Origin of the sequence: Maribacter sp. Asnod1-A12, assembly GCF_045063735.1 — a bacterium.
Lineage (GTDB): Bacteria > Bacteroidota > Bacteroidia > Flavobacteriales > Flavobacteriaceae > Maribacter.
In genome coordinates, this window is sequence record NZ_JBEFNZ010000006.1 from 3638257 (window position 1) to 3652664 (window position 14408).

Annotated in this window: 15 protein-coding genes; 9 read left to right on the forward strand and 6 right to left on the reverse strand. The window is 34.3% G+C overall.

The window, feature by feature from the left end; translation table 11 throughout:
• Positions 1 to 30 precede the first annotated feature (30 nt).
• Positions 31 to 876 (reverse strand): DUF2911 domain-containing protein, encoded by an 846-nt coding sequence (locus tag ACJJVP_RS15770; protein ID WP_405415086.1) that lies wholly within the window; start codon positions 874 to 876, stop codon positions 31 to 33.
• Positions 877 to 953: 77 nt separating this feature from the next.
• Positions 954 to 2180 carry a hypothetical protein gene (locus ACJJVP_RS15775; protein ID WP_405415088.1) on the reverse strand — a complete coding sequence of 409 codons (1227 nt, stop codon included), beginning with the start codon at positions 2178 to 2180 and terminating at the stop codon, positions 954 to 956.
• A 167-nt stretch (positions 2181 to 2347) separates the two neighbouring features.
• Here ACJJVP_RS15775 and ACJJVP_RS15780 point away from each other — a divergent pair, with 167 nt between their 5' ends.
• Genes ACJJVP_RS15780 through ACJJVP_RS15790 form a run of 3 tightly spaced genes read left to right on the forward strand, consistent with a single transcriptional unit; the run spans position 2348 to position 4846 of the window.
• The gene (locus ACJJVP_RS15780) at positions 2348 to 2845 is read left to right on the forward strand and encodes a cell division inhibitor (RefSeq protein WP_405415090.1); all 498 of its coding nucleotides are present in this window, start codon (positions 2348 to 2350) and stop codon (positions 2843 to 2845) included.
• A complete protein-coding gene (locus ACJJVP_RS15785) occupies positions 2846 to 3535 on the forward strand; it encodes an SDR family NAD(P)-dependent oxidoreductase (RefSeq protein ID WP_405415092.1) in 690 nt (229 codons plus the stop codon).
• Entirely contained in the window at positions 3536 to 4846 is a 1311-nt protein-coding gene (locus tag ACJJVP_RS15790; RefSeq protein ID WP_405415095.1) for a cryptochrome/photolyase family protein, read from the forward strand.
• Between the two features lie 2 nt (positions 4847 to 4848).
• Here ACJJVP_RS15790 and ACJJVP_RS15795 read toward each other — a convergent pair whose 3' ends face one another.
• Positions 4849 to 5898, reverse strand: coding sequence for a DUF6340 family protein (locus ACJJVP_RS15795; protein ID WP_405415097.1), 1050 nt, complete (start codon positions 5896 to 5898; stop codon positions 4849 to 4851).
• A gap of 228 nt (positions 5899 to 6126) precedes the next feature.
• Here ACJJVP_RS15795 and ACJJVP_RS15800 point away from each other — a divergent pair, with 228 nt between their 5' ends.
• From ACJJVP_RS15800 to ACJJVP_RS15815, 4 genes are all read left to right on the forward strand, one after another.
• Positions 6127 to 7554, forward strand: a complete 1428-nt coding sequence (locus ACJJVP_RS15800; RefSeq protein ID WP_405415100.1) for an amidohydrolase — start codon at positions 6127 to 6129, stop codon at positions 7552 to 7554.
• 83 nt (positions 7555 to 7637) lie between these two features.
• Positions 7638 to 8081, forward strand: a complete 444-nt coding sequence (locus ACJJVP_RS15805) for a VOC family protein (RefSeq protein WP_405415102.1) — start codon at positions 7638 to 7640, stop codon at positions 8079 to 8081.
• A gap of 30 nt (positions 8082 to 8111) precedes the next feature.
• On the forward strand, positions 8112 to 9110 hold the full coding sequence (locus tag ACJJVP_RS15810) for a pirin family protein (protein WP_405415105.1): 999 nt from the start codon (positions 8112 to 8114) through the stop codon (positions 9108 to 9110).
• Positions 9111 to 9527: a hypothetical protein gene (locus ACJJVP_RS15815; RefSeq protein ID WP_405415107.1), complete on the forward strand. Its 417-nt coding sequence runs from the start codon at positions 9111 to 9113 to the stop codon at positions 9525 to 9527. It abuts the gene before it with no gap.
• Here ACJJVP_RS15815 and murA read toward each other — a convergent pair.
• The 3 genes from murA to ACJJVP_RS15830 all read right to left on the reverse strand — a co-directional run bounded on the left by murA (position 9514) and on the right by ACJJVP_RS15830 (position 11863).
• Complete coding sequence (gene murA, locus ACJJVP_RS15820; protein WP_405415109.1) at positions 9514 to 10821, reverse strand: UDP-N-acetylglucosamine 1-carboxyvinyltransferase; 1308 nt, start codon at positions 10819 to 10821, stop codon at positions 9514 to 9516. The genes ACJJVP_RS15815 and murA overlap by 14 nt on opposite strands.
• 16 nt (positions 10822 to 10837) lie before the next feature.
• Positions 10838 to 11494: a DUF4290 domain-containing protein gene (locus tag ACJJVP_RS15825; protein WP_405415111.1), complete on the reverse strand. Its 657-nt coding sequence runs from the start codon at positions 11492 to 11494 to the stop codon at positions 10838 to 10840.
• An 81-nt stretch (positions 11495 to 11575) separates the two neighbouring features.
• Positions 11576 to 11863, reverse strand: a complete 288-nt coding sequence (locus ACJJVP_RS15830) for a DUF493 family protein (RefSeq protein WP_405415113.1) — start codon at positions 11861 to 11863, stop codon at positions 11576 to 11578.
• An 81-nt stretch (positions 11864 to 11944) separates the two neighbouring features.
• On the opposite strand from ACJJVP_RS15830, the gene ACJJVP_RS15835 reads away from it, so the two are divergent.
• Both ACJJVP_RS15835 and ACJJVP_RS15840 read left to right on the forward strand, forming a co-directional pair.
• A complete protein-coding gene (locus ACJJVP_RS15835) occupies positions 11945 to 12520 on the forward strand; it encodes an AAA family ATPase (RefSeq protein ID WP_405415114.1) in 576 nt (191 codons plus the stop codon).
• A complete protein-coding gene (locus ACJJVP_RS15840; RefSeq protein ID WP_405415116.1) occupies positions 12513 to 14408 on the forward strand; it encodes an ATP-dependent DNA helicase RecQ in 1896 nt (631 codons plus the stop codon). The genes ACJJVP_RS15835 and ACJJVP_RS15840 overlap by 8 nt, the downstream gene beginning before the upstream one ends.

Consider the following 14408-nt stretch of genomic DNA (forward strand, 5'->3'; position numbering starts at 1 on the left):
ACGGACTTTTTAGTTTTATAAAGATTCTAATTATTTAGAACTCCATTCTTTAATAGAATCATTATTCATTTTAATGTAATCATTGTTGCCAGCTGCAGTTGCACCTGTTAATGATTTTTTAGCAGCTTCGATTGCTCCTTTTTTATCACCTGCCTTCGCTAAAATTAAGGATTGTTGTCTCAATTGCCAAAATGCTGGTTTCTCGGTCATAGACATTGCTTTGTTCATCCATTCGTTAGCTTTAGTAATATCTTTTCCTTCATTTGAATAGTATACTGCAGCCGCATAGTAATCTTCAGCAGTTGGTCCGTTTAACGCCTTATCTATACTGCTCATCACAGTAACATCAGTAGCTACTGTAAAAGGTATTGCCACATAAGTATTCTCCCACATAATACCAATATTGGCTCCGTTACCAGTAACGTCATCAATAGAAATGGTAAAAGTTTCAATAGGCATTTCAATCGGATAAACCGGGGCAGAAAACTGAACCGCTATTTTATTTTCTTCCCATGTTTTTGGTGTACCACCACCAACAATATCCGTATAGATAAAAACTTCCCATTTAGAAGTTCCTGGTTTAGTGAAGATAGAATAAGTTCCAGCTTTTAGCTCCTTATTTGCTATAGTTACATCAGAATCAAAAGTTACCAAAGTGTAGCCGTTAGCTCCTGTTCTCCATAATTTATCAAATGGTACCAAGTTCCCAAATATTTTTCTACCTCGCATTGAAGGTCTAGAATAGTCTATGCTTACTTCTGTTAAACCTACTGTCTGCATTAATTTTGCAGCAGGACTAGGTGCAGGTGTATTTATTTGTGCTTCAACGGTTAAGGAAGCAACAATTGCTAATAAAAATAATACTACTTTGTTCATGATTTATTTATCGATTAGTTATTTATGACAAAGCTACTTATAATGAAGCCGTAGAAATGTTAACAGTTTCTTAAATACTAATAGACAGCAAAAGAGGTAGAAACAACGCCATCTTCCAAGTATAAAGCTAAATAGTAAATTGAAGATTCTAGATGATGAGAAATGATACCTTTATTTTCTATTTCCCCAGTATTTTGCCAGACCTCTTTCCCCGAAACATCATAGATAACTTGACCAAAAATTGTTTTATCCGTAGCTATGGAATAGTAATACTGCTGTGAAGAAGTATCTCTATGAATAATTAATTTATCATTTGTACTTGCATCGCCTGGAATTTCAGGTAACGATGGGTTCTCTGGATTTTCCAACTCTTCTGATTCTTCTGGACCTTCAGGATCATCTGGCACTTCAGGATTTTCTGATTCTTCAGGATCCTCAAATGGAATCTGAAAAGAAAATAACCTTGATGGTGATTCAATAGTTGGTGTTTGCCTAGTATAAAATTCAGAAGAAAAGAAATAGCTCTCTAATCCAGTTTGGGTTATTCCTTCCGCTTGAATAAAATTTAGATTCAGAGATTGTTGCACATAACCTTCGAAAAAATCGTTAAAATTTAAATGATCTATAACCCCAACAAACGGACTTAAAATAGAAGAATATCCTATAAGAACTAACCTATTTAATTGCGCATCAAAAGTTGCATCGGTTACTAGCCCAATATTATCGATTGCCCCTACCCTGCTTGCTATGTAAGTTCCGGGTAATTTAGAAAATTCATAAGCTACAGACCCCAATGATTGCCATTGTTTTGTCAATACCACTATGCTATCATCAATAACAAAAAATGATTCTGCATCCCAATCACTATTACCATTATTCTCGAACTCTTGTTGATCTTCATAAGAAAAGTTTATGGTCGTTGCGGTGACGGTATTAGAACCTAGATAATCTTCTTTTAAAATTCTATGAACAGCTAAGTCAGTTCTTATACCAACATTATTACCAAAATCACCGATGTAGATATACTCATCATCTTGAGAAATTGCCTCCCAATCAATGTTAGAGACATTCGTAATTTTAACTCTTCTTTGAACAGAAAGTGTTAGTGTATCTATTTCGTATAAAATGGTTTGGTTACCAGAATCATTATGGGTTATTAAATTGCCGTTAAAGTATATTAAACCAGATGTTTCAAATACTTCATCAGAAAGCTCACCAACAGTTTGAACATTTTCTTGAGCGTCTATATTAGCCGTAAAAATAAATAGAAAAATAAACCCGCACTGTTTAATTAATAATCTCATTGATGCAAAATAAGCTAGAATATTGTTAATCTCCTGTTTTTAAATGACCTAAATACAATTTAATCGATAAAGTTAATTTTTAAAGCTATAAAAAAGTATTTTAAAAAATGTTTAACTATTTTTGAATTAAATTAAACATAATTATATAATGATTATAATATAATTGAATGAAAATATATCAATTACATTCCAAACAGGCATTACCTATTTCGAAGCTGGACGCGTGGAATTTTTTATCAGATCCAGCTAACTTAAAGATTATTACCCCTGAACACATGGGTTTCAATATTTTATCTGGTGCAGATAAAGAAATTTTCGCAGGACAAATTATTCAATATAAAGTTTCTCCACTACCAGGTTATACAACTAAATGGGTTACAGAAATAACTCATCTAGAAAAAGGCAATTACTTTGTCGACGAGCAAAGGTTCGGACCATATGCACTTTGGCATCATAAACACTTTATCAAAGAAATTGCTGAAGGTGTAATCATGGAAGATATTATAGATTATAAAATTCCTTTCGGAATTTTAGGTCAACTAGCGCACCCTATTATCGTAAAAAAACAGTTGATGGAAATATTTAAGTACAGGGAAGACAAATTAAAAAAGCTTTTCGGTACTGTAGATTCCATTCCTAATGAACTTCAACTAAAATCTTTTTAAATGAAAAATATATTATTAATTGGCGGATCTCATGGCATTGGGCTATCTATGGTAAAAGAATTACAAGAAACTCATAATGTTTTTGTTGCATCGCGAACAGATGAAGAATTACAGCACGAAAACATTACTCATATCAAATTCGATACTACTAAAGATGAACTAGATATTTCACAACTACCCGAAAAACTTGATGGATTTGTGTATTGCCCAGGCAGTATAAATCTAAAGCCATTTAAAATGATGTCATTAGACACCATAAAAGATGATATGGAACTTAATTTCTTTGCGATGGTTAAAATTGTAAAAGAAATAATATCATTGATGGACGAAGGGTCAAGTATGGTCTTTTTTAGTACTATTGCAGTAGGTACAGGTATGCCGTTTCATACTAGTGTAGCTGCTGCAAAAGGAGCTGTTGAAGGTTTTGTAAAGTCCATGGCGGCAGAGTATGCACCTAAAATTCGAGTTAATGTTATAGCACCATCTTTGGTTGATACCCCATTAGCAAAACGACTTTTAAACAATGATAAAAAACGTGAAATGATGAGTGAACGCCACCCATTAAAGAGAGTCGGAAATCCTGAAGATATTGCAAATGCAGCAGTATTTCTTTTAAGTGATAAAAGTACATGGATGACCGGACAGATTATTGGCGTAGATGGCGGACTCTCAACCTTAAACTTCAACTAAATGTCTAAAAGAGTATCTATATTTTGGTTTAGAAGAGATTTGAGATTAGACGACAATGTCGGATTTCTTGAGGCCCTAAAAGGTGACCATCCATTACTACCTATTTTTATATTCGATGAAGAAATTCTTTCCAAATTACCAAAAGACGATGCAAGGCTCACCTTTATACATGAAACATTGCAGCACATGCGCAATCAGCTACAAGAAGAGAATGACAGCTCAATAGCAATGTTTCATGGCAAGCCATTAGATATTTTTAAAAACTTAGTAAAAGAGTATGAGGTTGCGTCTGTTTTTACAAATAGAGACTATGAACCTTATGCTAAAGAGCGAGATGAACAAATATCAGATCTTTTGTCCAAAAATGATATTACTTTTAAAACTTTTAAAGATCAAGTAATTTTTGAAAAGGATGAAATAGTAAAAGGAGATGGCGACCCATATGTAGTTTATACGCCCTATAAAAATAAATGGCAAGATAAATTTAACGCCGATAAAGACTTAAAGATTCACTACACAAATCAACATTTATCTAAACTGATTAAAAATTCGAGATTACCGAACTTATCACTAGCCGATATTGGTTTTGAAAAATCAAAAATAGAGGTGCCGGAATATGATGTAACCCCTACCCTAATCGATAATTATGAAGACACTCGTAATTTTCCAGCAAAAGAGAATGGAACATCTCACTTAGGTCCGCATTTACGTTTTGGCACGGTATCGGTTCGTAAAATGATGAAAAAAGCCATTGCCGAAAATAATAAGGTTTTTTGGAGTGAATTAATATGGAGAGAATTTTTCATGACTATTCTTTATCACTTTCCTCATACGGTAGATAATGCTTTTAGATCGAAATACGACCGTATAGATTGGCGTAATAATGAAGATGAGTTCGAAAAATGGAAAACTGGTACCACAGGATATCTTTTGGTAGATGCCGGTATGCGCGAACTAAATGAGACTGGTTATATGCACAATCGTGTACGTATGCTAGTTGCAAGTTTTCTGTGCAAACATCTTTTAATAGATTGGCGTTGGGGAGAAACGTATTTCGCAGAAAAATTGTTAGATTATGAAATGAGTTCAAATGTTGGTAACTGGCAATGGGCAGCAGGCAGTGGTGTTGATGCTGCACCTTATTTTAGAATTTTCAACCCAATGACACAAGTCGATAAGTTCGACAAGAACAAAGAATATATAAAAACCTGGATTAAAGAATTTGGCACCGACAAATACCCAGAAAAAATGGTAGACCACAAAATGGCTAGAGAACGCTGTTTAGCTACATATAAAGAAGCCGTTAGCTAAGACTATTTCGCCAATTGACGATTTAGTTCTTGCTGATTAACAACTCTTCTTTTTAGCATATTTACATAACGTAACGCATCTTTATTTTCGTAGTCTGTATAGGCTTTAGAAGCATATTCTATTGCCTTATTTAGGTTACCGTTAATTTCACTGCTAATTGCCATATTATAATATGCTCTTCCAGCAACTTTACTTTTGGCATTATTTAAATCAGCAATCCATAAATCGGCAGCACCGTCCCAATCACCTGCTTTTGCTCGTCTATCGGCAATTTCTAAATTGTTACTTCCTTTTATAAAATAATCTCTAGCAATACGAATTTTTTCAGGTCTTGTAAAAAGTGCGTAGTTAGTACCTAGCTTAGAGCTGACACTTAGAACAGCCTCTTTTCTACCAATAACAGCTTCTAAAGCCTTTACAGGATTGATTCCCTCACCCGAAGAAAATATTCTATCATTAGAAACGTACTCATCAATAATAGATCTATTAGCCGGGTCATAAATTCTCCAACCGTTTTTAATAGCCGTATTCAGTTTAATTCTATGTCCCGGTACGTTTGCATCAATACCTAAATTATTAGGAATTTTAACCGTCGTCAACTCATAATCTACAGCCGTATCAGTATCATAAAATTCTAATGAAAATAGAACGTCCACATCATTTTCCTTACATATGCTATCAACAATTTCCCAAGAGATTTCAGAAGGAAAAATGCTCAATCCTTTTTCTATATCTTTTTGATTATTAATTACTTTAACGGCTTCATATCGATTACTACGTTCTAGTTCATATTTGAGTCCTATTACGGCATTTTGAGCGCCTTCCTTATCCAAATTAAGTCCCTCTAAAGTTAAAATCTTATCAATATTATCTACAACTTTGTTCTTTTCAGACGCACTACTTCTATTTACTATACCTATATTAATTACATCATTTGGTATCGGCACTTCGGCTGGTTTGGTAACACCCATTGTCATTCTATTGGTAGAACTACACGCCATAATTAAAAAAAATGCAAAGGTTAAAAGTACTTTATAGGCTAGGTTTTTCATAATTCGAAAATTTTAAAACATTGCGATTTGAGTAATAACGAAAAATGGAGCCTTAAATTATAAATTTTACAAGTGATCGCACTCTTAATTTTTGAATCCAAAATAATTCCTAGAAAATGAGTCAATCTTCGATATACGCAACTAGAACTCCCGTTAATCAAGTTATTTGTAGCGTTTTTATTTGGTATATTTACAATGATTGGAGAACTAACAACCAAAACAACTAATATGAAAAAAACATTCTTATTAACACTCTGCTTGTCCATGAGTGCTTCTGTTTTCTCTCAGAAAATGAGTAAAGACAAAAACCTAATTATCACTTCTGTTGAAAAACATAAAGAAGAATTAATAAAAATCAGTGATTCTATTTGGGCACTTGCCGAAACTGCTTTTGATGAAACAGAGTCTTCAAGAATTTTAGCGGATTATGCAGAAAAGAATGGCTTGACCGTTACTAGAGGCGTCGCCGACATACCAACAGCTTTTACCGCAACTTATGGTTCTGGTAGCCCTGTAATCAGTATTCTTGGTGAGTTTGATGCCTTACCTGGAATTTCTCAAAAAACATCTCCGGTTAAAGAGCCTTTTAAAGAAGGAGCTGCGGGTCATGGTTGCGGACACAACATGTTCGGTACAGCTAGTTTAGGTTCTGCAATTGCCATTAAAGAACTAATGGATGCTGGAAAAATAAAAGGAACTGTTAAGTTCTTAGGTACACCGGCCGAAGAAAAATATTTTGCAAAAGTATGGATGGTAAAAGCCGGACTTTGGGATGATGTTGATGTCAATGTAAGCTGGCACCCAGGTGCTGGTATTGAAGCCGATGTACAAAGTGGGTTATCACTTATTGATTTTGTTGTTGAGTTTTATGGTCAAGCGGCACATGCTTCTATGGACCCTTGGAATGGTCGTAGTGCATCTGATGCATTAGAGCTATACACTACAGGAATCAACTATTACAGAGAGCATATTTTACCATCTTCTAGAATTCATTACCATATACAAGATGGCGGTCAGGTTGTAAATGTGGTACCTGATTATGCAAAACTATGGGTTCGTGTTAGAGACCCTAAAAGATCGAAAATGCTACCTACTTACGAGCGTGTAAAAGCTATGGCAGAAGGTGCGGCAATTATGGCTAATGTAGATTATAAAATCTCTTTGGTTTCTGGTATCTACGAAACTTTGGTAAATCGTTCTGGTGGAGAAATTATGCAGAACAATTTAGAGTTGTTAGGTCCTTTAACATATACTGAAGAAGAAACTGTTTTTGGTAAAGCAATTCAAAAAGCAACAGGTAAACCAGAAGTTGGTTTTGATGGTACAGTACATCCATTAAGAGAAACTCTTGAAAACCCAGGTGGAGGATCTACAGATGTCGGTGATGTTAGTTGGAATGTACCAAACATTAATTTAAGTGTTTCTGTAGCACCAACAGGTACGCCTTGGCATTCATGGGCAGTTGTTGCCTGTGGCGGAATGTCTATAGGTCATAAAGGAATGATTCACGCTTCTAAGGCAATGGGTATGACCATGCTTGATTTATTTCAAAATCCTAAATTGGTAACCAAGGTAAAAGAAGAATTCAAAACCCGAAAAGGAGATGAAGTTTATGAACCAATGATCGATGGTCCACCACCATTAGATGGAGAATAAAACACAATTTATAAAGAAGCTATCTTAACAGATAGCTTCTTTCATTTTTAAGTAACTTGAACCATAAAACTTAAACAACAACAATGAAAAAGATTATCACATTATTCATTTTGATTACGAGTACTTTTGCCTCGGCACAATCGTTCGATTTTCAATACGATCATTATTCGGTTATCGTAAAAGATTTAGATAAAGTAGGTGCATTTTATAGAGATGTATTAAATCTGAAAGAAATACCGCACCCATCAGCTCCTTCAGGTTTCAAGTGGTTTGCAATTAAAGGAAATTCACAATTACATTTGATCGGTAAAGATAGCGTTACCATGAAGCACAGTAAAAGTGTACACCTTTGTTTGGCCACGCAAAAACTAGATGAATTAATAACTTCATTAAAAGAAAAAAATATCATGTATTACGACTGGCCAGGAAAAGAGAATGCAGTTACTTTAAGAGCTGACGGAGTAAGACAGATTTATTTAAAAGATCCTGAGAATAATTGGGTAGAAATTAACAACGCACCTCATTAAAATCAAATAGAATCTAATTTCATTACCATTATGAACAGTGAAATCAAACAAATATTTGAATTAGGCTTTCCTTGGCAAACACAAGACCCATTTTTATTCTGTGTATATCATTTGGACCACTACCCAAAAGGAAATGGACAACTAGCTCCTGATGACTCTTTAGAAGGAAGGAATTTAGGTAACGATTTTCAAATTAAAGATGGATATAGAATGTATCATGGAACTACAATACCCGGATTTCCAGCTCATCCGCATCGTGGCTTTGAAACTATTACAGTAGTGAATAAAGGATTTTGTGACCATTCTGATTCGTTAGGCGCAGCAGGACGATTTGGAGAAGGAGATGTTCAATGGATGACTGCAGGAAGCGGAGTACAACATTCAGAAATGTTTCCGTTGATTCATACCGATAAAGAAAATACCTTAGAGCTTTTTCAAATATGGTTGAATCTACCCGCTAAAAACAAATTTGTAGATCCACATTTTAAAATGCTTTGGCATGAAGACATTCCAGTATTAAAATTAGAGCAATCCACAGTAAAAATTATTGCTGGTAGTTTTGGTTCTGAACAAGCATTAAAACCTGCCCCAGATTCATGGGCATCAGAGTTAGAAAATGATGTTGCTATCTGGAATATAAAAATTGAAGCTAACGGATCTCTAACATTACCAAAAGCGAATGAAGGTTCAACCAGAACCATTTATTTCTATAATGGTCATTCTTTAGAGGTTTTGGGCGAAATAATAGCTCTCAACCATGGTATTGATGTAGATGTAAACGATGAAATAACATTGAAAGCCATTGAAAAAGAAGCTAGTATTCTTGTATTACAAGGCAAACCTATAGACGAACCTGTCGCTAAATATGGTCCGTTTGTTATGAATACTGAAGAAGAATTAGAAGATGCTATGAATGAGTTTAGAACTACGCAGTTTGGTGGTTGGCCGTGGAGACATCCTGATCATGTACACGAAAAAAGCAAAGGACGTTTCGCAAAATATCCTGACGGCACTTTAATTGATAAATAAATGTTAGAGACAATACGTTTAATTTGCGATAGTGGTTTATTGGTTCTAATTTGGATTGTACAATTAATAATATATCCGAGTTTCTCTTATTACAAACATGTGGATCTTTTTCAATGGCACAGCAACTACACCAAAAGAATTGCTGTTATTGTAATTCCATTAATGGTCACGCAATTGATCATAAGTCTTATTCAAGTATATACAACCGCTGATTTCTACAGCATTTTATATAGCAGCTTAGTTATAGCAGGATGGCTTTTGACTTTTATAATGTTTGTACCATTACATGAAAACATATCTAAAGAAAAAGATATAGAGATATCTATTAAAAAGTTAAAACTCCATAATTGGTTAAGAACCGTATTATGGAGTTTTATTTTTATGCTTACCTGTTACTTAAAATTTACATTCTTGTAATTTTAGCACCTATTGCACGTAGTCTTTCGTCTATATTTTCGTAGCCACGGTCTATCTGTTCAATATTATGAATTGTAGAAGTCCCTTTTGCCGATAAAGCTGCAATTAGCAATGAAACACCAGCTCTAATATCTGGCGATGTCATTGTAGTCGCTTTTAAAGTAGACTTAAAATCATGACCTATTATTGTTGCTCTATGCGGATCACAAAGAATAACCTTTGCTCCCATGTCTAACAACTTATCTACAAAGAATAAGCGGCTTTCAAACATCTTTTGATGTATAAGCACTTCTCCTCTAGATTGTGTAGCAACAACTAAAATGATGCTCAATAAATCAGGGGTTAGTCCTGGCCATGGTGCATCTGCAATGGTTAAAATAGAACCATCGATATAGTTTTGAATTTCGTATCCGTCTAAATGAGCAGGAATATAAATATCATCACCTTTTCTTTCTAACGTAATGCCAAGTTTACCAAATACCGTTGGTATTTGACCTAAATCATCCCAACTAACATCTTTAATTGTTAATTCACTTTTGGTCATGGCGGCTAAACCGATCCAGCTACCAATCTCAATCATATCAGGTAACATACGGTGATCCGTACCACCTAATTTATCTACCCCATCAATAACCAAAAGATTAGAACCTACACCAGATATTTTGGCGCCCATTCTATTCAACATTTTACAAAGTTGTTGTAAATATGGTTCACATGCCGCATTATAAATGGTAGTTTGCCCTTCAGCTAAAACCGCTGCCATAACAATGTTTGCAGTACCGGTAACAGAAGCTTCATCAAGCAACATGTACGTACCTTTCAACTTATCTGCTTCGACACCGTAGAAATATTCTTCGCGATTGTAACGAAATTTGGCACCTAGTTTAATAAAACCTTCAAAGTGTGTATCTAAACGTCTACGACCTATTTTGTCACCACCTGGTTTCGGTATATATCCTTTACCAAAACGTGCCAATAATGGCCCAACCAACATAATAGAACCTCTTAAGCCCCTACCATCTTGCTTAAACTGATCAGATTGTAAATATTCTAAATTAATATCGTCGGCTTTAAAGCTATAAGAGCCTTTACCTTTCTTTTGAATTTTTACACCTAAGTCTTCTAAGAGTGCTATAAGTTTATTGACATCAACAATATCTGGTATATTGTTGATTGTTACTTTTTCGTCTGTAAGTAATACTGCGCAAAGTATTTGAAGTGCTTCGTTCTTTGCTCCTTGAGGTGTTATTTCACCAGATAACTGATGCCCTCCTTCAATTTTGAATGTCCCCATCTAGAGAAGTGGAAATTTAATAGCGTTTTTTACCGCGGTTATTATTATTTCTTTGATTTTTCTTATTTGAGTTGGACCTTGGGTTCTTAGCCACTCTGTTCTTAAGGAACTGACCACTATCGGTCAAACTTTCACCCTCTGCCGCTAAGTCTATTCGACCATCGCTCAATTCGAATAAATGTTTAAATATGGCTTTGTCATCTACCACATCTTTATTCCAGTTTAAATAACATTTCTTCATATGGTTGGCAATCGCATACTCTAAACCAGAACGCTTATCACCTTTTTCCCACTCTACGGCAACATCAATCATACGTTTAATGTTGTTTCCATAAAAACGGTACTTTGGAAAATTTTGAGGATATTCCAAAGCATCAGGTCTTTTTCGTAATACTTCTTTTGAAGTAATAGGAAAAGGAGAATCTACATCCAACTTAAAATCAGACATTATAAACAACTGATCCCAAAGCTTATGTTGAAAATCCGGCACATCGCGCAGATGAGGCTGTATATTGCCCATTACACTTATGATTGCTTGCGCAACCTTATTTCTTTCTTCACGATCTTCAATTGATATCGCATGGTTCACCATTTTTTGAAAATGACGACCATACTCAGGTATAATCAAATGTTCACGCTCGGTATTATATTCTAGGTTTTCTACTAATTGCAAATTGAAAATTTTAGCTTAATGTAATTGAGAAGTATTCTAATAACGATGCCAAATTAAGAAAATTATAGATGAAATGCTATTTTACAAAGATATTACGCCCCCTATTTTGCCTACTTCTTTATATTTATCGATAACCACATCAGGACTTTCTAGATTTACTGTTATAGAAACACTAGTATATTTACCATTTTTAGATTTCTTTAAATTGATAACCGCTCCTGTGTTATCAAAAATTGTATTTATTTTATCAATTTTATCAGTGTCAGTCTCTACAATAAATTTATATAGATAGTCTGAAGGCCATTTAGATGTTTCGGTTAATTGTTCTCGTAATTTCTTATAAAATTCTTCTGGGTTATTTTCGTCCATCATTAGTATTTTAAGCAAAGATAAGTGTAATGCACCAGTTTTTTAATACTGTTGATTATTGTACTTTTGCTTTTACAAAATATGAGTTTGAAAAGCAAGAGAATTGTTGTAACAGGTGGTCCGGGAACAGGAAAAACAGTATTAATTTCTTCACTTGAAGAAAATGGATATCATTGTTTTCATGAAGTAATTAGAACGATGACTTTAGATGCCTTGGGCGATGTTGCCTTAGATGATAAATTAGTGAACCCTATCGATTTTGTTAAAGATTCAAAGAGTTTTAATGATGAATTGATCAATGCTCGTTTACAACATTTCATTAACGGTAGGAACATAGAAAAAGACCATTTGTTCTACGATCGTGGCTTACCAGATGTACTTGCATATATGGACTATTTTGGTCAGTCGTCTGAGCAAAATTATACTGATTTATGTCTAGAACACAGGTATGACGAAGTACTGATATTACCACCGTGGAAAGAAATCTACGTTCAAGACAATGAACGAATGGAAAATTTTGAACAAGCCTGCGGAATTCACGAAAAGCTCAAAAAAACGTATATTGACCTTGGATATGCACCAATAGAAGTTCCCTTTGATACTATTGAAAATCGTATGCAATTTGTAGTAGATTTTATAAATAAAGCGGGTGAGTAATACACCAAAAGAAATTTTATCTAAATATTGGGGTTTTGATAGCTTTAGAGGCTCTCAAGAAGAAATCATCAATGCCATATCTAACGGTCAAGATGTTTTAGGTTTATTGCCCACAGGAGGCGGTAAATCGCTTTGTTTTCAGGTACCTGCATTAATGAAAGAAGGTATTTGTATCGTTATTTCTCCACTAATAGCACTAATTGAAAATCAGGTAGATAACCTTCAGAAACTAGGTATTAAGGCCATAGGTCTAAAAGGTGGACTCAAATTTACCGAGGTAGATAAGCTATTGGACAATTGTATTTACGGCAATTATAAATTCTTATACCTATCGCCAGAACGCTTACAGCAAGAACTGGTACGAGAACGTATTAAGGCAATGAACGTTTCTATGTTCGTTATAGATGAGGCGCATTGTATTTCTCAATGGGGTCACGATTTTAGACCAGCTTATTTAAGTTGTTCCATATTGCGAGAACTACACCCCACCCCACCAATGGTTGCTTTAACGGCAACTGCAACAAAAAGAGTTAGCGATGATATTATTAAATCATTGGACCTTACCTATCCTTTTGTTGTAAAAGATTCTTTTTTTAGAAAAAACATAGGATTCGGTGTCCTACTGACTGAAGATAAAAATGGGCGTTTAAAACAATACTGCCAGCAAATAAAACACAGTGCTATTGTATATGTTAGAAGCAGAAGAAAGGCGGAAGAATTATCTAAATTCCTTGTAAATAACAATTTAAAGGCAACCTTCTATCACGGTGGTGTTGATCAGAAAATGAAAACCGAGCGACTAAATCTCTGGTTAGAAGATAGAGTTCAGGTTATGGTCGCCACAAATGCATTTGGTATGGGCATAGACAAACCAGATGTTGAATTGGTTGTTCATTATCAAATACCAGATAGTTTAGAGAATTACTTTCAAGAAGCAGGTAGAGCCGGTAGAAACGGAGACTTTGCAAAAGCAATTTTATTAACCAACACAACAGATAAGATTTTAGTAAAAAAGCAATTCATTGAGATTCTACCAGATGTAGCTTATGTAAAAATGATATACAGAAAGTTAAATACATTTTTCCAAATAGGATATGAAGAATTTACAGATGCAAAGTTTCATCTTAATTTCAATGAATTCTGTAGCATTTATAAACTAAACACATTTTTAACTTACAACGCATTACAACTGCTAGATAGAAATTCAGTATTGTCATTATCTGAAAATTTCTCTAAAAAAATTACTATTAAATTTATTTCGGATAAAGATACCTTGTATCGATATATTGACAATAATTCTAAGCTTGCCGACTTCATAAAAGTTGTACTACGCACCTACGGCGGACTCTTTGAATTCGACACTCAAATAAACACCTATTTATTATCCAAGAAAACATCATTATCAGAATCATTAATTCATCAGAATTTTGAGATATTACAAAAGGATGAAATCATTGAATACACTAGTGTGTCAAGTGATTTAGAAATGCTGTTTTTAGTACCACGTGATGATGACCGTACCATAAACATGTTTGCAAAGAACATTGAAGAGCAAAATCAACTCAAAATTAAGAAAGTGACTAAGATGTTAAGCTACATTGAAAATGACACTGTTTGCAGAAGTATTCAATTATTAGATTATTTTGGAGAGATGCAAGAAAAAAAATGCAGTATTTGCGATGTCTGTATGAGTCAAAAAGCAGGCAATACGGATATTGTGCATGCTAAAATAAAAATCATTAAAATATTAAAAGAGGGCAAGGCAGATTCTCGCGAATTACAAAAACGCTTGAACATTGCTCAAGAAATACTTATTGCAGCTTTACAAGAACTATTAGAAGACAATTATATATCATTAAACGCAACAAACGAATACCAACTATTATAA

What these genes read in the sequence shown, in the direction of transcription:
- ACJJVP_RS15800 (WP_405415100.1), top strand. Translation starts at nt 6,127, where the DNA reads ATGAAAAAAACATTCTTATTAACACTCTGCTTGTCCATGAGTGCTTCT.
- ACJJVP_RS15835 (WP_405415114.1), top strand. Translation starts at nt 11,945, where the DNA reads ATGAGTTTGAAAAGCAAGAGAATTGTTGTAACAGGTGGTCCGGGAACA.
- ACJJVP_RS15780 (WP_405415090.1), top strand. Translation starts at nt 2,348, where the DNA reads ATGAAAATATATCAATTACATTCCAAACAGGCATTACCTATTTCGAAG.
- ACJJVP_RS15775 (WP_405415088.1), bottom strand. Translation starts at nt 2,180, where the DNA reads ATGAGATTATTAATTAAACAGTGCGGGTTTATTTTTCTATTTATTTTT.
- ACJJVP_RS15830 (WP_405415113.1), bottom strand. Translation starts at nt 11,863, where the DNA reads ATGGACGAAAATAACCCAGAAGAATTTTATAAGAAATTACGAGAACAA.
- ACJJVP_RS15785 (WP_405415092.1), top strand. Translation starts at nt 2,846, where the DNA reads ATGAAAAATATATTATTAATTGGCGGATCTCATGGCATTGGGCTATCT.
- ACJJVP_RS15770 (WP_405415086.1), bottom strand. Translation starts at nt 876, where the DNA reads ATGAACAAAGTAGTATTATTTTTATTAGCAATTGTTGCTTCCTTAACC.
- ACJJVP_RS15795 (WP_405415097.1), bottom strand. Translation starts at nt 5,898, where the DNA reads ATGAAAAACCTAGCCTATAAAGTACTTTTAACCTTTGCATTTTTTTTA.
- ACJJVP_RS15805 (WP_405415102.1), top strand. Translation starts at nt 7,638, where the DNA reads ATGAAAAAGATTATCACATTATTCATTTTGATTACGAGTACTTTTGCC.
- ACJJVP_RS15790 (WP_405415095.1), top strand. Translation starts at nt 3,536, where the DNA reads ATGTCTAAAAGAGTATCTATATTTTGGTTTAGAAGAGATTTGAGATTA.
- ACJJVP_RS15810 (WP_405415105.1), top strand. Translation starts at nt 8,112, where the DNA reads ATGAACAGTGAAATCAAACAAATATTTGAATTAGGCTTTCCTTGGCAA.
- murA (WP_405415109.1), bottom strand. Translation starts at nt 10,821, where the DNA reads ATGGGGACATTCAAAATTGAAGGAGGGCATCAGTTATCTGGTGAAATA.
- ACJJVP_RS15815 (WP_405415107.1), top strand. Translation starts at nt 9,111, where the DNA reads ATGTTAGAGACAATACGTTTAATTTGCGATAGTGGTTTATTGGTTCTA.